A 19,031-nucleotide genomic window follows, 5' to 3' on the forward strand; every position below is an offset into this window, starting at 1 on the left:
GCTGCGGATTGAGCCTGCTCATCGGCCCTCCCGGCCTTGGCAGACCCGGGGCGGAGCGATTAGGTTCTCCTCATGTTCGCAGAAAAAGTTCCCTCCAACGCCCACGAATGGTCGGTCTCTGACCTTGCGGGCGCTCTCAAGCGCACTCTTGAGGATGCCTTCGGTTTCGTGCGCCTTCGGGGCGAGGTTTCGGGCTATCGCGGGCCCCATTCCTCGGGCCATGCCTATTTCTGCCTGAAGGACCAGAATGCCCGCATCGATGCGGTGATCTGGAAGGGCTCCTTCGCCAAGCTCAAGATCCGTCCCGAGGAGGGGATGGAGGTCATCGCCACCGGGCGCATCACCACGTTCCCGGGCTCGTCCAAATATCAGATCGTCGTCGACACGTTGGAGCCTGCCGGCATCGGCGCTCTCATGGCGCTGCTCGAGGAGCGCCGCCGCAAGCTGACGGCCGAAGGACTGTTTGCGGCCGAGCGCAAGAGGCGGCTGCCGTTCCTGCCCAGGGTGATCGGCGTCGTCACTTCGCCGACGGGCGCGGTGATACGCGACATCCTCCACCGGCTGGAGGATCGCTTCCCGCGCCATGTGCTGGTCTGGCCCGTGCGCGTGCAGGGCGACACCTGTGCTGCGGAAGTGGCCGCCGCCATTCGCGGCTTCAATGCCCTCCGGCCCGGCGGCAAGGTTCCGCGTCCCGACGTGCTCATCGTCGCGCGCGGCGGCGGCTCCATCGAAGACCTGTGGGGCTTCAATGAAGAAATCGTGGTGCGCGCCGCTGCCGAGAGTGACATTCCACTCGTCTCTGCGGTCGGGCATGAGACCGATACGACGCTCATCGATTACGCCGCTGATGTGCGTGCGCCGACGCCGACGGGCGCTGCCGAAATGGTGGTGCCGGTGCGTGTCGAGCTCATGGCCGGTGTCAACGATCTCTCCCGTCGCCATACGGAGACGATGCTGCGTGTGATCGAGCGTCGACGTTCCGATCTGCGTGCCACGGCACGCGCGCTGCCGACGCCGGAGGCGTTGTTCTCGCCCAAGCGCCAGCGGCTAGATCTCGCGGCGACGAAGCTCTATCCCGCGCTCTCGCGCAATGCGCGCGGACACGAGGAGCGATTGCTCAAAGTAGCACGCCAGCTCGCGCACGTGTCACCGGTCGCGAATGTGGCACGCATGCGCGCCAAGCTCGATGCGGTCGGCTCGCGTCCCTACAACGCGGTCTGCCGTTTGGTGACATTGCGCGAGGAAACCCTCAAGCAGATCGGACGCCGTCTCGTCGTCTCGCGCGAGGCGCTGCTGCGGGCGGAGCGCACACGCATCGCGCAATCGACCGAACTCACGCAGCGCGTAGCCGAGCGTCTTGTGCCTGCTCTGAAAGGTCAGCTCGCACGCAAGGCCGATCGCCTGGAGGCGGTGTCGAAGCTCTTCGACAGCCTGAACTACAAGTCCGTGCTCAAACGCGGTTTCGCACTCGTGCGCGATGCGGAAGGCCAGCCTTTGCGCTCGGCGGATGCGGTGCTCGACGGACAGGCGCTCGTGCTCGAATTCGCTGACGGCAAGGTCGACGCCACGGGCGGCCGCATCGGATCACGGCCGAAACCTGCCAAGCCGAAACTCGTTGCGACGGAAGAGCAGGGCGCTCTGTTCTGACACGGCATTGAAAAGCGGCATGCCCACACGCACCTTTATAAGGATGCGTCCAAATTTGCGATGGCCGGAATGATGAACAGACATGAGCGCAGTGGCGGTGAGGCCGTCGTGCAATATCTCGACAGCAACCTTCGGGTGATCAAACCTGGGGCTTTCGTCCGCTGCGCCGTGACCGGCGAGGCCATCCCGCTCGATGAGCTGAAGTATTGGAGCGTGGAACTGCAGGAAGCCTATGCCTCGCCCGAGGCCGTGATGATGCGCATCACGGGACAAAAAGCCCCATAGAGGCGAAGGCCATTGATCGATTTCAGGAGCGGCCCAGGCGACGGTCGCTGATCTTGCGTAGAATGAAGTTGCGGAAAGCGGCCTCGCCTTCAAGCCGAAGACGCACGGGCAGAACCATCAGGCTCTCCCAGGCGCCCGAGCCGTTCAGGCCTGTGATCCGCACGAGGTCCTTCTCGGTCGTGACGGCCAGAAGGCCGCGCTCTTCAGCCTCTCTGCGAAGGCTGTCGAGATCGCTGCGCTTATAGGGATGATGATCGGGGAAGGCGCGGGACTCTTCGACAATGGCGCCACAGGCACGCAAGGTGTCGAAGAATTTTTCCGGTCGCCCGATTCCTGCGAATGCCAGAACCTTCCGGCCGTTCAGCTTTTCGACCGACCTCGTATCGGGCACGAGACTGCCTTTGAAAACACGCTTGCTCAGGACAGCCGCCTGACGCGCCACGGCTTCGCCGGGCTCACCTTGTCCGATCACGAGAACCGCATCGACCGCAGGCCATTGCGCCTCCATGGGTGCGCGCAAGGGACCTGCGGGCAGTGACAGACCATTGCCGACGCCAGTTGCTCCATCGACGACGGCAATCGCGCAGTCTTTCCGGAGAGACGGATTCTGTAAGCCGTCATCCATGATCAGCACGGTGGCACCGATCTCATAGGCGAGACGTGCGCCTGCCAGCCGATCGGCGGACACGATAGTGGGGGCCGTGGTCGCGAGAAGAACAGGTTCATCGCCCACTTCAAGGGCCTTGTGATCCGGCCGCACCTGCACGGGACCCTTGAGCCTGCCGCCATAGCCACGCGACAGGAAGGCAGGACTCTCCCCAGCGATATCCAAGAACTCCGCAAGAGCCAAGGCCGCAGGCGTCTTGCCGGCGCCACCGGCGGTGAAATTGCCGATGCAGATGACGGGCAGATCTGCGCGCTGGCCTTGCCTCTTCATCCTGCTTCCGGCGATTGCACCGTAAACGAGACCTGCTGGACGTAGGATGTTCGCGAGGAGGGAGGATCTGCTTTGCCACCAGGAGGGCGCACGCATCAGCGTCGCGCTCCGAGCTTCGCCTGCACGATGAACGGCTCGATGGATTGCATGGTGCGTTCCACTGCGCCGCCCAGAGCCTGCACGGCCTCTCCGGCGGCGCGGGCCATGTCGCGGGTGAGTGCCGTATTCGTCAGAAGTTCGCTGACCGCTCGCGCAAGGGCCGTGCTGTCCTTCACCATCAGGGCACCGCGCGCGAGATCGATCGCGTTATAGACATCCTCGAAGTTATGAACGTGAGGGCCATGCAGGATCGCTGCGCCGAGCTTCGCAGGCTCGATGGGATTTTGCCCGCCATGAGCGACCAGAGATCCACCCATCACCACGATGGGAGAGAGGCGATAGAACAATCCCATCTCGCCCACCGTATCCGCCACATAGACATCGGTTGCACGGTCAGGGTGAATGCCCTCCGAACGGCGGCTGGCACGCAAGCCTGCCTGTGCGGCGATGGCCGCAACCTCCGGTCCACGATGGGGATGGCGGGGTGCGATGATGGTGAGCAGGTGCGGGTGCCTCTTGGCGAGTGCCCGATGCACGGCGACGATCGCGCCTTCCTCGCCCGCATGGGTGCTGGCGGCAAGCCACACCGGACGGCCTGCGACGAGACCGGAGAGATGCGCCACGACACGCGGATCGGCCGGGGGAGGGGCGGCATCGAACTTGAGATTGCCCGTCATGACGACGCGAGGCGCGCCGAGGCGGGCAAGCCGCTCCGCATCGTCCTGGGTCTGGGCCAGGCACAGGGCGAAACGCTCGAGCAGGCTCCGGATGATGCCCGGGAGTTTCTGCCAGCGCTGGAACGAGCGGTCCGACATGCGCCCGTTGACCATCACGAGAGGGATATGCCGCTCATCGAGGGCCATGACGGTGTTGGGCCAGATCTCGGATTCCGCAATGAGGGCGAGATCCGGCTGCCAGTGATCGAGGAAGCGCCGGATATAGCGCGGCACGTCGAGAGGCATGAACTGATGCACCGCGCCAGGGGGCAGGCGCCGGGCGATCAGGGAGGCCGAGGTGCGGGTGCCGGAGGTCACGAGGACTGCGAGGCCGCGCTGGGTCAGGCGCTCGACGATGGGCAGCAGGGACAGGGTCTCGCCGATGCTGGCGCCGTGCACCCAGATCAGGTGGCCCTTCGGCCTCTGGCGGCTGGGATAGCCCTGGCGCTCGCCGAGACGCGTGCGATCCTCGCGCCCTTTCCGCTGGCGCCACAGAAGAAGCCCGAGAACGGCAGGTTCGAGAACGGCCGTGGCCGTGCGATAGGCCTTGAAGAGGACCGGGGTGCTCATGCGCGCGAGCCTCCTGCAAGGGCCGGAGCCGCTTTCGCGCCGGGATCCTTTGAGCCCACAAGGGCATAGGCCCGCTCATGGATGGCATCGAGCTCACGCTCCACCTGCTGGCGGACGGTTTCGAGCGCAGCGGCATCCGCGTCGCGCGGCACATGCACCGGCTCGCCCACCACCATGGCGCCGCGCCCGAAGGGCAGACCGATGCTCGCCTTGTCCCAGCTGTTGAAATCGATGCGGCGGCTCGTCACCACGGCCACGGGAACGATGGGGCGACCCGACATCTGCGCCAGAGTGACGATGCCCGGGCCGCAGACCCGCGAGATCTTCGGGATGTCGGCCGTCATCACCACCATCTCCCCGCCAGCCAGGGCCTTGAGCATGGCGCGCATGGCCTGGACGCCGCCCTTTTTCCGGATGTCGCGGCCCCGCGCGCCCGAGCCCCGGATGGCCCGGATGCCGAGATGGCGCAGCGCAACGGCATTGAACTCGCCGTCGCCGGAACGAGAGACGAGGCTCGCCGCGCGGTCCTGAGGACGCTTGGCGAAGTGGATCATGAAATGCTGCCCGTGCCACATGGCTGCGATCACCGGCATCTGAGGGCCGATCCGGTCATAAGCATCCGCCGGTTCCATGACGAACCGGTTCGTGCGCTGCACGAACTTGAGATAGCTCGCGACCAGGAAACCCAGGGTCTCCTGGACCGGCCGCGAGCGCGTGATGCGTTTGATGAGACCCATCGTGGCCTTGAAGGCTTTAAGCCTGCGGCTCCAGCAGGCGGTGCAGGTGCACGATGAAGTAGCGCATCTGCGCATTGTCCACGGTGGCCTGCGCCTTGGCCTTCCAGGCCGCGTGAGCCGCGGCGTAGTTCGGGAAGATTCCGACGATGTCGAGCTTGGTGAGATCCTTAAAATCAACGGATTCAAGGCTGGTGAGCTCGCCGCCGAAAACCAGGTGAAGGAGCTGCTTGCCAGGCGTGTCGGTCATGGGTTCAGAACTCTTCTGAAGGAGTGCAGGAATGGGATGTTGCTGTGAGGCAAACTTTGTTCAGTTCCTCATGGCCCCAATAGCACGAGGATGCAACCGTGACGCAACGGCAATCATCTCGCCATGGCTGGGTTGAGGCTTGTTATAAGTCGGTGGCACGCCTGCAAAATCCGTCAAACGGCCACCTGCCTCCCGGAGGATAAGATCGGCGGCGGCAATGTCCCAGTCCTGTGAATTGTGGGAAACCAGCCCGACATCGATGGAGCCCTCCGCCACGCGGGCGAGCCTCAGGGCCAGAGAGGGCACCTTGGGCAGACGCTCGACGGGGCCGGTGTTGCGCTCGAACTGGTCCACCAGCGGCTTGGGGCCTGCCACGCGGGCAGGGGCAGGGGGCTCAGCCTCAGACAGTTGAAGCCTTTGTCCGTTGCGCCAAGCTCCACTGCCGAGGATGGCCTCGTAAGTCTGCTCGTGAATGGGGGCATGGAGAACGCCCAGCACCGGCATCCCATCCTTCACAAGGGCGATGGAAACTGCCCAGTCAGGGTGGCCCGAGGCGAAGGCGCGTGTGCCGTCGATGGGATCGACCACCCACACATGGCTGCGCTCAAGCCGGGCGGGATCGTCCACCGTTTCCTCCGACAGCCAGCCGGCCTCGGGAAAAAGGCCGGTCAGGTGCTCCTTCAGGAAGGTGTCGAGAGCGATGTCCGCTTCCGTGACCGGCGAGCTCTGGCCCTTGTACCAGAGCCGCGCCGCCGTCTGCTCGCCTGCGCGGAAATACGGCAGGGCCAAAGCGCCAGCCCGGTGCGCCGCATCGCGCACGGCCTCAGCGAGGTGGACAAGGGAAACGGCGGAAGGAGAAAGCATTGTTGTAAGGTGGGAGGGATCGTTTGCGGATGCTAGGGAAGGCGGGGAAGAAACCCTGTTTCCCATGAAAAAGGCTTGGTCACATCCCTCGGAGAAGGGCATCGACCACCATGGCGGCGAAGAGGATCAGCCCGGCGTCGCGATTCGAGCGGAAGAGGCGTAAGGCTCCTGCGCCATCGGAGCGGTCGATGCGGGCCAGCTGCCGGCCGAGATGCAGGGCGAAGAGGCCAAGACCGATATAGGATGGAAGCCCGACATCCGCCTCGATGAAGGCCGCAATCATGAGCGCAATCGTCAAGGCATAGCAGATGCCCACACCCGTCCTCACGCGCTCGCCGAAGAAGCGGGCGGAGGATTTGATCCCGGCGATCTCGTCGTCCTCGATATCCTGCAAGGCATAGATCGTGTCGTAGCCGACCACCCAGGCGACGCTAGCGGCATAGAGCAGGATCGAGGCAACACTCAGGGATCCAAAGGCGGCCGCCCAGCCCATCAGCGCGCCCCAGGAGAAGGCGAGGCCCAGCACGATCTGCGGCATCCAGAAGAACCGCTTCATGAAGGGATAGAGCGCCACGACTCCGAGCGAGCCGAAGCCCACCACGATGGCGAAGCTGTTGAACTGGAGAAGGACGAGAAGCCCGACCAGGGCCTGAAGCCCGAGGAAGGCCAGCGCACCTTTGAGGCTCACCTGGCCGGAGGGCAGGGGGCGCTGCCGGGTGCGCTCCACCCGGATGTCGAGGTCGCGGTCGACGATGTCGTTATAGGTGCAGCCTGCGCCGCGCATGGCGACCGCGCCGATCAGGAAGAGAAGGCAATGAAGCGGGTCGGGCCAGGGCTGCCCCTTCACGATGGCAGCCAGCCCTGCCGACCACCAGCAGGGGAGCAGCAGCAGCCACCAGCCGATGGGGCGCTCGATCCGCGCCAGGCGCAAGTAGGGGCGTAGGCCCACCGGCGCCCACCGGTCGGCCCAATGGCCGCGCACGGCATCGGGAAGGGAGGACGCCCCGGGGCGCTCCATGGTGATAAACCTTGCTTAGAGAGCACCCTTCGGCACGCTGAGCGTGCCGGTCAGGCCGCCGCCCATGCGGGGACCACCCTGTTGCTGCTGCTGCTGGGCCTGCTGCTTGGCGCGCTTCTCCATCTCGGCCATCTTCGCGGCGGCTCCGCAAGCCTGGCCCTTGAAGGTCTGGGCACGCTTGTGGTCCTTCTCGAAGTTCTGGAGTACCTGATCGGGAACCTGGCACCAATCCTTGTTGGTGGTCATCCATTTCAGGCCGGCATCGCCGTTGGTCACGAGCTTGCCGAACACCGTGCAGGCGGCGCGGGGATCGATCTGCTTCTTCTTGCCCCCACCGGTGAGCGTGCTGACCTGCTTGATGATCTCCTGGCGCTCAAGGAGGATCTTCTGCCCGTCCATGCAGGCGCTCGACTGCGCGGAGGCAGGAGCGGATGCGAAAATGCCAACGGCGGCAAGCGCGGCCATCAAGGTCGAACGGATGTGCGTCATGGCGAAAACCCTTTAAAAAGCCCGCGACGTCTCGCGCGCCTGTGTCCTGTTAACAGGTTACCTGCCCCAAGGCCAAGGGGCGATTGGTCGCCTGATGCCTCAAGCTGTGCCATGGCGCACCTGAATTCCAGATGAGCATGGCCTCTCTTCCCCTCCCCATCGCTCCGGGAAGTTGATAAAGCTCGGGAGTTCATACCCCTAAGGTTTCCATGGCCGAGTACGATTTCAACGCGCCCCGCCTCTTCGTCGATTCCCCGCTTCAAAAGGATGCGAGGATCGCCCTCGACCGGGCACAGGCCAATTACCTGTTGAATGTCTTACGCCTCAAAGCTGGCGAGAGCGTACTGGTTTTCAACGGACAGGATGGGGAATGGCGGGCGGAAGTTTCGGTGGAAGGGCGCAAGTCCGCCGATCTGGTCTGCATGGAGCGGGTCCGCGAGCAGACGGGGCAGCCCGATCTCGTCTATGCCTTCGCCCCCCTCAAGCACGCGCGCCTCGACTACATGGTTCAGAAGGCCGTGGAGATGGGCGCGGGCGTCCTTCAACCCGTCATCACCCGCCACACCCAGAGCACGCGCGTGAACCTTGAGCGCATGCGCGCGAACGTGATCGAGGCGGCGGAGCAATGCGGGATCCTGACGATCCCCGAGGTGCGCGAAGAGGAGAATTTGGAACGTTTTCTCAAGGGGTTGGAGAAAGATCGCGTTCTTGTGTTCTGTGACGAGGACGCAGCCGTCGCCAATCCGGTCGAGGCTCTGGCCAAGCTTGGGAACAAACCATCAGGCGTTGCCGTTATCGTGGGCCCCGAAGGGGGTTTTACCGATCAGGAGAGAGCGCTTGTCGCCGCCCACGAAAGTTGTGTTCGCGTATCGTTGGGACCGCGCATCCTGCGAGCCGATACTGCCGCAGTGGCAGCCCTCGCGATCGTTCAATCCATGCTCGGCGACTGGAACTGACGCGCTCGTCCGACAATGGGCCACGCCAATTCGCCTCTAGCATCAGAAGCTTAGCAGTTTAGCGCCGATTCGCCCCATTCACGCCCCATTCGGCCTGAGTTTGGTGCGGTGGCAGGCCTGCCTGCGCATGCAAGGGTCATTCCTGAAAAACAAATAGAGGAACCGGGAAATGAGCTGGGATTTCAAGTTCGGCATCGAAGAAGAGTATTTCGTGAACGATGCCACGAAGCGGGACGTGGCCAAGAGCAGAATCAGGGAGTTCTTTGCCTCCTGCCGAGAGCAGCTCTCGGATGGCATCCATCCCGAGATGCTCGAGCCTCAGATCGAGATCGCCACCAAGCCGATGGTCGATTTCGCGGAGGCCCGCTCGCAGCTTTCCGGTTTGCGCTCATCCGTGGGTGCGATTGCCCGCGACTACAACCTGTCCATCATGGCCTCCGGCACGCATCCGCTCGCCGTCTGGTCCCGCGTGCGCGCCAACAATGCGCAGCCGCGCTACGGCAAGGTGATGCATGACCTGCAGATGCTCGGCAGCCGCACGATTTTGTGCGGCATGCATGTGCATGTGGAGGTGCCGGATCTTGCCGCGCGCGTGGACATCATGAACCGCATCCAGCCTTATCTTCCGCTGCTGCTTGCGCTTTCCACCTCGTCGCCGTTCTGGCAGGCGCAACGCACGGGTCTTCTGGGCTATCGGTTGGCTGCCTATCGCGAGCTGCCGCGCACCGGCCTGCCTGACCTGTTCGAGAATGCTGAGGATTACCAGCGCTATATCGATACCTTGGTGGCCGCCCGCGCCATCGAGAACTCGAGCTACGTGTGGTGGGTGATCCGCCCCTCGCTCAAGCATCCGACGCTTGAGCTGCGTGTGGCGGACAGCTGCACACGCGTGGACGATACCATCGCCATTGCCGCCCTCTACCGCTGCCTCGTGCGCCGCTTGAGCCTCGACCCCACGCTCAATGCCGGCCAGACCGGCGCGTCCCGCGCCATCAACGACGAGAACAGCTGGCGTGCCATGCGCTACGGCATCCATGGCAGCTTCGTCGACGAGGAGACACGCAGCGCCAAGCCTGTCCGTGGGATGCTCGACGATATTCTCGACATGATCGCGGATGACGCCAAGGAACTCGGCTGCGAGCGCGAGGTGGATCTCGCCCGCTGGATCGTCGCCCGGGGGACCAGCGCCGACCGGCAGCTCACCCTCTACACGGAAGCTCTCGGCCGTGGCCTGTCGAGCCGGGATGCCCTGGCTGGCGTCGTCGATTGGCTCTCCGCCGAGACCACGGGGGATCTGGTCGTCCGCCATTGAGGCTCTAGAGCATCGATCCCGATAGTGGAGGGCACTTTTGGGATCGATCCGATGCTCATTTTTGAGAGGAGCGCATCGCTTTATGCGGAAATCCGGGTCCACTTTTCCGCACGATGCGCTAGATGGTCCCGCACATTGTGGGGCCGCCCCTCATTGCAGCTTGGCCTTAACCCGCCTATCTAGTCCCGACCTGAGTCGGCGCGCCTTGAACGCGCTTTTTGGATGAGGTGATGTATGGCGCGGGACGTATCCGATACGACCCCCATTGGCGCGCGTTCCGAGCTCGTCGAGTGGATCGCTGAAGGTGAGAAGCCGCGCGAGATGTGGCGGCTGGGCACCGAGCACGAGAAAGTTCCCTTCTACGAGGCCGGTGCCTCCCCTGTGCCCTATGACGGCGGGAACGGCATTCGCGCGCTGCTCGAAGGCCTGCAGGAGCGCACGGGCTGGGAGCCCATCATCGAGGACGACCATCCCATCGGCCTGTTCGATGAGAAGGGGGGCGGCGCCATCTCGCTGGAGCCCGGCGGACAATTCGAGCTCTCCGGCGCGCCGCTGAAGACGCTTCATGAGACGGCGCAGGAAACCGCAAAGCATCTCGATGATGTGAAGGCCATCGGCGACAGGCTCGGTATCGGCTTTCTGACGCTCGGCATGAGTCCCCTGTGGACGCGCGCCGAGACGCCTGTCATGCCGAAGAAGCGCTATCGCATCATGACGAATTACATGCCGAAGGTCGGCTCGCTCGGCCTCGACATGATGTACCGCACGTCCACCGTGCAGGTGAACATGGATTATGCGTCAGAAGCCGACATGGTGAAGAAGCTGCGCGTTTCGCTTGCGCTGCAGCCCGTCGCGACAGCGATCTTCGCCAATTCGCCGTTCACCGACGGCAAGCCCAACGGTTTTTTGTCCATGCGCTCTGAAATCTGGCGCGACACGGACAAAGACCGCACGGGCATGATCGCCTTCGCGTTCGAGGATGGCTTCGGCTATGAGCGTTATGTCGATTGGGCGCTCGACGTGCCGATGTATTTCGTCAAGCGCGATGCGACCTATCATGATGTTGCCGGTGCTTCGTTCCACGATCTGCTCGCGGGCAAGCTCGCGCAATTGCCGGACGAGCGCGCAACGCGCTCCGATTGGGCCAACCACGTCTCCACGCTGTTCCCGGAAGTGCGCCTGAAGCGCTACATGGAAATGCGTGGCGCGGATGTGGGTAATGCTCGGCACATCGTCGCGCTCTCCGCGTTCTGGGCCGGATTGCTGTACGACGAGGTTGCTCTCGATGGTGCCTGGGAACTCGTGAAGAACTGGAAGCCTGAGCAGCGCGAGCAACTGCGCGCCGATGTGCCGAAGCTCGCGTTGAAAGCAGAGATTGCTGGACGCTCCGTTCAGGACATCGCGCGCGATGCGCTTTCCCTCTCGCGCGAAGGCCTCAGACGCCGTGCCAATCTCGACGGGGCAGGACAGGACGAGACGAAGCACCTCGTCTATGCCGAAGAGATCGTTGCCTCGGGCCGAACACCCGCCGAGCGGCTGCTGGAGCGCTATCATGGCGAATGGGGCGGTTCGGTTCTGCCAGCCTTCAGGGAATGTGTGTTCTAGAGCATCAGACGGGAAAAGTGGATTTGCACTTTTGGGGCCAATCCGATGCTTTCTCCTTGAATGAGAGCATCGTTGATTGCGGAAAACCGGCTCCACTTTCCGCTGACGCGGCCCTCCGGTTCCGCACGATGCTCTAGCGCAAGAAGCACTTATAGCGCGTATTCTACTTGATGGAGGCAGGGCTCATGCTCTGCCTCCATTGCTTTTGAACTCGATGGCGGTTTCGGTAACGACATCCTTGACGGCAAAATGGGTGGCGATCTCATGTCCGGCGGCACGATGGCTGTTTGCCGTTATGTGAGAGCGCTATCCGGCGCTCACCACTACGCTGCCTTTGCGATTGCGACCTGGTTGCGTCCGTCCTGCTTGGCTTGATAGAGCGCTTTGTCGGCCATGCGCACGAGTTCTGTCGGGCCGGCATGAGATCGGTTGAGGGCGGGCGCCTGGGTGACGCTGCCGATGCTGATCGTCAGGGTATAGGACGGGGCATTGGCTTCGTGATGCAGGGCCAACGCCTCGACCTGCGCACGGATGTTTTCTGCAACTTCTGCCGCTCCGGGCTCGTCCGTGTCGGGCAGCAGCACGGCGATTTCCTCACCGCCATAGCGGGCGACGAAATCGCCGGGACGATTCACGGAGCCTGCGATAACCTTTGCGACCTTCCGCAGGCAATCGTCACCCTGCTGATGGCCATAGATGTCGTTGTAGGCTTTGAACTGGTCGACATCGATGAGAAGAAGCGAGAGTGGTGCTCCATCACGCGAGGCGCGCAGCCATTCCGTCTCCAGCCGATGATCGAACGTTCGGCGATTGGCGAGACACGTCAAGCCATCCGTTGTCGCCAGCACGGCGAGTTCGGATTCCACCTGTTCTCTGCGGCGCAATTCCCGCGCAAGTCTCCAGCCCAACAGGCCGATGATACAGATGAGCACAGCTATGCCGACCGAACGGATCTGGAATTCCCCCGTCCAGTTTGCCAGCGCTTCATCCAGACTCACGGCGGTCAGGATGACGACGGGGTAAACGTGGTTTCTCTGATAGCCGGCGAGACGCTCCACATTATCGACAGGAGACATGTAGGTGCGCGATCCATAGGGGCCTCCCTCCAGCATCCATCTGGAGAGGGTCCATGGGATGCCGATCACTCGCTCGACATAAGGATAGCGCGAGAGAATTTTTCCATCTGTCGCGCTGAATATGGCGATCGACCCCTGAGACCCCAGATCGATGCGGCCGAAGAAGTTCGCGAAATAGCGCGGCGGAATGCTCACCTGAACGACGCCGCCGAAGCTGCCGTCGGGCCTGTTGAGGCGGCGGGACAGGGTCAACACCCATTCGGACCCGAGCGGGTCACGAATGATGGGACCGAAGAACCACTTTCTCTCAGCTGATGCCGAGTGATGCTGAAAGAAAGCGAGATCCCGGACGTTCACCTTGCCATGGCCGGGCAGGGAGCTGCTCAGGACGAAGCCGTCTTCTCCATAGACGGTAAGAGTCTTGAGCGCCTGTAAGGTTTGAATGCGACCCGAAAGGGAATTCTGCATCTCCGCTATGTCTTCGGAGAGCCTTCCATGGTGCTCGATCCGGTCGACCATGTCGACCAGGATGGCATCGGCCAGATTGAAGGTATCCTCCGCATGCTGGGCCAGCGACTTCGCGAGATTCCTCATCTCGGATTCGATCCGCAGGAACTCCTGCTTGCGCGCGCTCCAATCACGCCAACCCTCGAGACCGATAATGGCGAGGCAAATCACCGCCACGAAAATCTTGAGTCCCAGGGATGAGGGGTACTTTTTTCGCGGCGGGGAAACCATTGGACTTAAGCCTTCCTCAGGTCGAAGCGAACTTGAGGCCGAGGATGCCGGCGACGATCAGTCCGATGCAGGCGAGGCGGAGTGCGGTGGCAGGCTCTCCCAGAAGGACGATCCCCAGGAGGGCGGTGCCCACCGTGCCGATGCCGGTCCAGACGGCGTATCCGGTCCCGACCGGCAGCGTCTTGAGGGCCAATCCCAGCAGCAGGACGCTGACCACCATGCTCACCGCGGTCAGGACAGAGGGGATCAGTCGGGAGAAGCCATCCGTGTATTTGAGGCCGATGGCCCAGCCAATCTCAAACAGGCCCGCCAGTGTCAGATAAATCCACGCCATTCCAGATCTCACGTCACCAGCCGGTGATACCCCATTCTCAGAGACGATAACGCGAGGCCCCCCTTGCGCCCCTTTAGGTATACAGGGCCGCCGCATCCGGCTCAATAGAGGCCAAGGTTGCAGAAACGCCTACCAGGTTTGGCAGGGAGCCTCAGTTTTCCGTATCGTCCGAGGGACGGGCCGAGGGCTTCAAGGAGGCATAAGGGTTGAAGGGCGTATAGATCTGATGCTTCCACGAATCCCCGCAGTTGATGCAGATGGAGCGGATCATGTGATTGTTGCTCTGCTCCATGCGCTTGAGCAGTTTTTCCTGCCGCTGCTGGGCCTCGTTCTGCTCCGCTTCATAACCGGAGGGACGCACCGTGAGCTTCATGCCTTGGCCCTCGGAAGCTCCCTGGGCAAGGGCCGGTCCTGACAGGCCGGCGAGAATGGCCGCGAAAATATAATGACGCATCGGACTCCCCACAGCCGATTTGAAACAACTCCGACTGGACGCCATGCAATGCTATTCCGTCAAGTCCGAAAAGAAGGTTGGGACTATTGGAAGCAGGCCCTGTGAAGGGAAGGGCGTAACAAGCGCCATCCTTCTCCGTGGCCGTCGGGCACCCATTCCTGGGTCACGGACGCATTCATGGACAGGGAGACCCCGATGGTGAGAGCGGCGTTGAATGGAAAGTGCGGAAGAACGTGATCGGTATGGACGGTATAGACCGTCGCGATCAGGAACACAGGCCGGGGGAGGCCTGGCGTTCGATTCCGAAAACAAATGAGACAGCGCAGGTCTCGGGGCCTGCGCTGTCCCTCTCCGGTCGACTTCGTCAGATGATGGTGAACTCGGAATAGGCGAGCACGGCCTTGTTGGTGAACTGGGCGATCAGCACTTTCGCGGCCGCGCCCGAGCCGTCCGGATCATAGTAGAGAAAGCCCTTGGCCCGGTCGTAGATCAGATGATCGTCGGCATCCTTGGCCGCGCTGCCGAGCACGAATTGCGCGCTGCTCAGGCGGCCCGCCGGACCGAGCTTGCTCATGTAGCGGTTGTCGAGCTGGAGCGAGTCGTAGGTCCTGTTGTAGTCGGTGATCTGGTCGACGTTGGTGCTGCCGAGCCGGTCCCTGAACACGAAGGTGTCGTTGCCCATGCCGCCTGTGAGCACGTCCTTGCCATAGCCACCGTCGATCCTGTTATGACCGGCGTTGCCCTTGATCACATTGGCGAGCGTGTTGCCGGTGAGGCTGAGCGCGGCGGAGCCGGAGGCATAGAGCCGCTCCACGGCAGCGGCCAGCGTATAGCTGATGCTGGTGTAGACCCGATCGGCCGTGCCGCCGGAGGCGGTCTCGATCACCCGGTCGCCCACATTGTCGACATGGTAGATGTCGTTGCCCGCGCCGCCCGACATCTGGTCGGCGCCGAGCCTGCCATCGAGCACGTTGGCGATGGCATTGCCGGTGAAATGATCCGCACCGCTGCCGCCGGTGAGATTCTCTATGCTGTCGAGGGTGTCGGTGCCGTAACCGGTCTCCTGCGGACCAGCAACATTGAGATCGACGGCGGCGGCGGCAGTGCCGGAAAAGCGTGCGGTGTCGCTGCCCTCGCCGCCGCGCAGGACGTCGTTGCCGAGGCCGCCATCGAGCACGTCGTTGCCGCCATTGCCGAACAGGTTGTCGTCGTCGTTCGCGCCGGTCAGGACATTGGCGCCGTCGCTGCCGTTGTAGATATCCTTGCCGGATGTGCCGTTGACGTTCTCCACATTGGCGATCGTGTCGAGGCCATCTCCCGTATTCTGCTGCGTCGTGACGCGCAGATCGACTGTGGCTCCTGCAATGCTGAACTCGATCGTATCGATGCCGCCGCCGCCATCGATCACGTCGTCGCCAAGGCCCCCATAGAACAGCTCCGACCCGGCTCCGCCATAGCCCTTGTCGTTGCCAGCGCCCAGCCCGATCCGGCCTGTGAGGGTGCCGGATGTGCCATCGTATAAATCATTGCCATCGCCTAGGTCGATGATCCCCTGCATGAAGCCCGAGTTGATGACGGTGTCGGAACCGATCGACGCTTGGACCGCCGCCCTATTAAGACCAGCGATGATATTGCCGGTGTTGATGACGGTCAGGCTGTCGGTGGCGGCGCCTGCGATGTGCCAAATGGCTTGGGTCACGTTTCCTGTTGTAATGGTCCCGCAATTTGTGACGACGCTGATCCCTCTCGCGATAATGCCTATCTGCCCTGATAGGAACGCGCTGGAGCCAACAAAGATATTGGCCGATCCAAATTCCGCGTCGATGCAAGCTCCATTTGCTATAATCCTTCCGTAAACAGTGAATTTCGTGAAGCCCGCCGTCGACGCGCTCGTGACATTGACCGCCGTGGAGAGTGCCCCGTCCGACAGGATCGATCCGTTTGCCGCGATGAACAGGGAATCGTCGCCGCCGATCTGGAGGGCGGTGGTGCTGTCGGTCGTCGTGTGGATCGAGTTGTTGAGATCGATCGAGAAGTCGGTCATCCCTTGTCCTTCCTGAAAGTCGCCGGGGCCGAGCGCAGTCTGGCCTGCCCGTTCAAACAGCGTATCTTGATATTGTTATTTATCTTTATAACGTTTCTTGTCCGTTTGGAAAGGACCCGGCCCGCGACGCTTCTTCCTTTTTGCCCATCGGGCCTCAAAGTGGGTGGGCGGTCCCGTGTCCCGCTTGCGGCGGTTTGCCTGTGCCGCGAGCCCCTCATCGACCTGGAGAGGCTAGGCCTGCCGGAGCGGTTCTTCGCGCCTGTCAGCGGCTCGTTCATACGGTCCGTCAAGGCTTGGCTCGGCATGACGCCGCGCTCGCTCCTCAGATGATGGTGAACTCGGAATAGGTGAGAGCCGCCTTGTTGCTGAACTGCGCGATCAGCACCTTCGCGGCTGCCCCCGAGCCGTCCGGATCATAGTACAGGTAGCCCTTGGCCCGGTCGTAGATCAGGTGATCGTTGGCATCGAGAGCCTTGGTCCCCAGCACGAACTTCGAGCTGCTCAGGCGGCCGGCTGCCCCCAGCTTGCTCATGTAGCGGTTGTCGAGCTGGAGCGAGTCGTAAGTCTTGTTGTAGTCGGTGATCTGGTCGACGTTGCCGCTGCCGAGCCGGTCCCTGAACACGAAGGTGTCGTTGCCCGCCCCGCCCGTCAGCACGTCCTTGCCATAGCCGCCGTCGAGCGTGTCGTTGCCGACATAGCCCTTCAACGTATCCCTGCCTCCGAGGCCCCGGATGATATCGTTGCCCGCCTCGCCGGTGAGGCTATTGTTTCCAGCCGTGCCGATAAGCGCCAGAGGCTTTGTCTCGACGACGTTCAAGACATCCAGGGTGAGGGTTTTGATCAGGCCGCCTCCAAAACCATCCTTGGCTTCAACTGTGATCGCCAAATGATGTTGCTGCGTTTCGTAATCGAGCGCCTTGATGAGCACCAGATTGCGACCCTCGATTTTGAAGGTCCCGGTCGGATCGTTCAGTGTAAAGGTCAGCTCATCACCATCGGCATCATGGCCTGAGAGAGCGGCGATGATGGAATTGACCGAAGTGGTTTCTGCGACGGTGCTCTTCGAGAGGGCTGCGGCGTCGGGAGCAATGTTGGGAGTATCGATCGTTTGATCTGTGAACTCCAGGACCCGGATGTTCTTGAGAGTATCCGTCCCGTCCGGCCCGGTCACCACAACACCTTGGCTGGTGTGCTGGATCGCATAATCTGCCCTGTTTCCTGCAAACTTTGCGGTGTTGCTCCCTTCTCCGCCATCAAGCGTATCGTTCCCCGCACTGCCGATCAGAACATCATCGCCTTTGCCTCCGAAGAGGCTGTCGCTTCCTCCGGCCCCATCGAGAATGTTGGCTGCATCGTTGCCGGTCAGGATGTTGGCGACGGCATTGCCCGTCAGGTTGATGGTCCCTGATCCTGCGGCCGACAGATTCTCCACATTGGCGAAATTCGTCAGGTACGCCGAGAAGAGGACCGAGGCTGAGTCATTGCCACCGCCTTCAGCTTCGATGATCACGTCGTTGATGCTGTCCACGACGTAGATATCATCGCCTGAACCACCTTCCATCTGATCGTCGCCGGCGCCGCCCCATAGAATATCGTTTTCACCCCCGCCGTTGAGCGTATCGTTATGGTAGCCGCCGTCGAGCCTGTCGGCGAGCGCCGTGCCGTTTCGGACAAGGCCGGTCGTGTGAGCCGGGCCGGAATAATGCGTGGTGATCGTCATGTTGGCGGGCTTGTGCTGCGTCGTGTAATCCGTCCACGACACGCCGCGTTCCTCCATCGGATTCTCGAAGGAGTAATAGCTCCAGAGGAAGGATCCCGCGAGCCACTGGCCGCCGTAATTCTCCATCACCCTGAAGAGGGCCGTGTAGGCATCGACCTGCTCCTGAAAGTCGGGGGGAGAGTCCTGCGATCCTCCGAACACGCCGGGATCGGTGGTCGTCCCGTCGAGGCTGCGATAACCGACTTCCGTGAAGATCACCTTCTTGCCGTACTGCTCGGATAGCGCCTTGTAGTAATCGACGACGGACTTGCCGCCATGCAGCGTATCCCGCACCCAGGAATTGAAGTGCGGCTTCGTCAACGCGTCGACCATCGCATCGACGGTCGGATTGTACGGCGAGGTATCGTCCGGGGCGTGCTTCGGAGTGAGCGGGAAATAGGCGTCGACGCCGATGTAGTCGACCTTGTCCCAGAACCCGACATCCTTCACCGTCCAGTAAGTGGCCGCATAGGTGACCTTGCCTGAATACACGGCGCGCACGGCGTCGATGATCTCCGCCCATTTCTGGGTGTAGGTCTTGCCATCGCTGCAGACCTTCGTCGGATCGATCATGCTGTCCATCTCGGTGCCGACGCAGATCATCGCCGCGCCGGCCTCCTGCGCGACCTTGGCGTATTCGACCATCATGGCCTTGTAGCTGTCGAACCATGCCTTCGGATCGGTAGGAGCCAGTTCGGCGCGCCAGACACGATTTTCGGTTTCGACATGCGGCTTGAGCACGACATTCATGCCAAGCGCCTTGGCATCGAGGATGGCCTGCTTCACCTGCTCGAAGGTGTCGCTTTCATTGTCCCAGGGATTGCTCGGATCGCCGAGCCTCAACCCGACCGAATTGCTGTATTTATCGGTCTGGAAGAAATTGGGGACGAGCGTGAGAGTGCTGGCACCCGTGTCCCTGATCTGCGTCATGGCTGCGTGGCCGGTCTCGGTCAGAGGTTGCCCGCCCCAGTAGGAGGGAAGGGTAACGCTTTCCCACTCGAAGATCTCACCTGTGCTCATGATCGTGCCCCCTGATCTCATTTGCCGTCACGGCTGCAATACAGCCTGTATAATATAAATATATAACATTTCAACTAACTGCTGTCGTTAAGCCGGATGGACTAGAGGGTGTCTGGAAAATCGG

General features: G+C 62.2%; 17 protein-coding genes. 5 read left to right on the forward strand and 12 right to left on the reverse strand.

The genetic code is table 11. The features are described 5' to 3' along the window. Positions 1-72 precede the first annotated feature (72 nt). Together xseA and AA309_RS19575 are read left to right on the forward strand one after the other, a co-directional pair. A complete protein-coding gene (gene xseA / locus AA309_RS19570; RefSeq protein WP_047190690.1) occupies positions 73-1,647 on the forward strand; it encodes an exodeoxyribonuclease VII large subunit in 1,575 nt (524 codons plus the stop codon). A gap of 69 nt (positions 1,648-1,716) precedes the next feature. Continuing rightward, positions 1,717-1,932: a DUF2093 domain-containing protein gene (locus AA309_RS19575; protein ID WP_047190720.1), complete on the forward strand. Its 216-nt coding sequence runs from the start codon at positions 1,717-1,719 to the stop codon at positions 1,930-1,932. Between the two features lie 22 nt (positions 1,933-1,954). Here the strand turns inward: AA309_RS19575 and lpxK are convergent, their stop codons facing one another. The 7 genes from lpxK to AA309_RS19610 all read right to left on the reverse strand — a co-directional run bounded on the left by lpxK (position 1,955) and on the right by AA309_RS19610 (position 7,609). Beyond that, positions 1,955-2,965, reverse strand: coding sequence for a tetraacyldisaccharide 4'-kinase (lpxK, locus tag AA309_RS19580; protein WP_047190691.1), 1,011 nt, complete (start codon positions 2,963-2,965; stop codon positions 1,955-1,957). Continuing rightward, complete coding sequence (locus AA309_RS19585) at positions 2,965-4,254, reverse strand: 3-deoxy-D-manno-octulosonic acid transferase (RefSeq protein ID WP_047190692.1); 1,290 nt, start codon at positions 4,252-4,254, stop codon at positions 2,965-2,967. Before AA309_RS19585 ends, lpxK begins: the two co-directional genes overlap by 1 nt. After that, positions 4,251-4,991: a lysophospholipid acyltransferase family protein gene (locus AA309_RS19590; RefSeq protein WP_047190693.1), complete on the reverse strand. Its 741-nt coding sequence runs from the start codon at positions 4,989-4,991 to the stop codon at positions 4,251-4,253. The genes AA309_RS19585 and AA309_RS19590 overlap by 4 nt, the downstream gene beginning before the upstream one ends. A 16-nt stretch (positions 4,992-5,007) precedes the next feature. Continuing rightward, positions 5,008-5,238 carry a DUF4170 domain-containing protein gene (locus AA309_RS19595; RefSeq protein WP_047190694.1) on the reverse strand — a complete coding sequence of 77 codons (231 nt, stop codon included), beginning with the start codon at positions 5,236-5,238 and terminating at the stop codon, positions 5,008-5,010. Positions 5,239-5,298: 60 nt separating this feature from the next. Continuing rightward, positions 5,299-6,102 carry an inositol monophosphatase family protein gene (locus AA309_RS19600; protein WP_047190695.1) on the reverse strand — a complete coding sequence of 268 codons (804 nt, stop codon included), beginning with the start codon at positions 6,100-6,102 and terminating at the stop codon, positions 5,299-5,301. 79 nt (positions 6,103-6,181) lie between these two features. After that, a complete protein-coding gene (ubiA, locus tag AA309_RS19605) occupies positions 6,182-7,120 on the reverse strand; it encodes a 4-hydroxybenzoate octaprenyltransferase (protein ID WP_047190696.1) in 939 nt (312 codons plus the stop codon). Positions 7,121-7,135: 15 nt separating this feature from the next. After that, complete coding sequence (locus AA309_RS19610) at positions 7,136-7,609, reverse strand: hypothetical protein (RefSeq protein ID WP_047190697.1); 474 nt, start codon at positions 7,607-7,609, stop codon at positions 7,136-7,138. Positions 7,610-7,818: 209 nt separating this feature from the next. On the opposite strand from AA309_RS19610, the gene AA309_RS19615 reads away from it, so the two are divergent. From AA309_RS19615 to AA309_RS19625, 3 genes are all read left to right on the forward strand, one after another. Continuing rightward, positions 7,819-8,565, forward strand: a complete 747-nt coding sequence (locus AA309_RS19615) for a 16S rRNA (uracil(1498)-N(3))-methyltransferase (RefSeq protein WP_047190698.1) — start codon at positions 7,819-7,821, stop codon at positions 8,563-8,565. Between the two features lie 169 nt (positions 8,566-8,734). Continuing rightward, the gene (locus AA309_RS19620) at positions 8,735-9,877 is read left to right on the forward strand and encodes a carboxylate-amine ligase (protein ID WP_047190699.1); all 1,143 of its coding nucleotides are present in this window, start codon (positions 8,735-8,737) and stop codon (positions 9,875-9,877) included. A 234-nt stretch (positions 9,878-10,111) separates the two neighbouring features. Then, positions 10,112-11,482 carry a glutamate--cysteine ligase gene (locus AA309_RS19625; protein ID WP_047190700.1) on the forward strand — a complete coding sequence of 457 codons (1,371 nt, stop codon included), beginning with the start codon at positions 10,112-10,114 and terminating at the stop codon, positions 11,480-11,482. A 323-nt stretch (positions 11,483-11,805) separates the two neighbouring features. Here AA309_RS19625 and AA309_RS19630 read toward each other — a convergent pair whose 3' ends face one another. The 5 genes from AA309_RS19630 to AA309_RS37260 all read right to left on the reverse strand — a co-directional run bounded on the left by AA309_RS19630 (position 11,806) and on the right by AA309_RS37260 (position 18,907). Next, entirely contained in the window at positions 11,806-13,242 is a 1,437-nt protein-coding gene (locus tag AA309_RS19630; protein WP_160310503.1) for a sensor domain-containing diguanylate cyclase, read from the reverse strand. A gap of 70 nt (positions 13,243-13,312) precedes the next feature. Further along, on the reverse strand, positions 13,313-13,630 hold the full coding sequence (gene sugE / locus AA309_RS19635; RefSeq protein WP_047190702.1) for a quaternary ammonium compound efflux SMR transporter SugE: 318 nt from the start codon (positions 13,628-13,630) through the stop codon (positions 13,313-13,315). A 151-nt stretch (positions 13,631-13,781) separates the two neighbouring features. Beyond that, positions 13,782-14,084 carry a hypothetical protein gene (locus tag AA309_RS19640; RefSeq protein ID WP_047190703.1) on the reverse strand — a complete coding sequence of 101 codons (303 nt, stop codon included), beginning with the start codon at positions 14,082-14,084 and terminating at the stop codon, positions 13,782-13,784. A gap of 364 nt (positions 14,085-14,448) precedes the next feature. After that, a complete protein-coding gene (locus AA309_RS32260; protein ID WP_052954862.1) occupies positions 14,449-16,128 on the reverse strand; it encodes a calcium-binding protein in 1,680 nt (559 codons plus the stop codon). Positions 16,129-16,450: 322 nt separating this feature from the next. After that, positions 16,451-18,907: a glycoside hydrolase family 113 gene (locus AA309_RS37260; protein ID WP_047190705.1), complete on the reverse strand. Its 2,457-nt coding sequence runs from the start codon at positions 18,905-18,907 to the stop codon at positions 16,451-16,453. Positions 18,908-19,031: the final 124 nt, after the last annotated feature.

Origin of the sequence: Microvirga vignae (assembly GCF_001017175.1) — a bacterium.
In the GTDB taxonomy this organism is placed as follows: Bacteria; Pseudomonadota; Alphaproteobacteria; order Rhizobiales; family Beijerinckiaceae; genus Microvirga; species Microvirga vignae.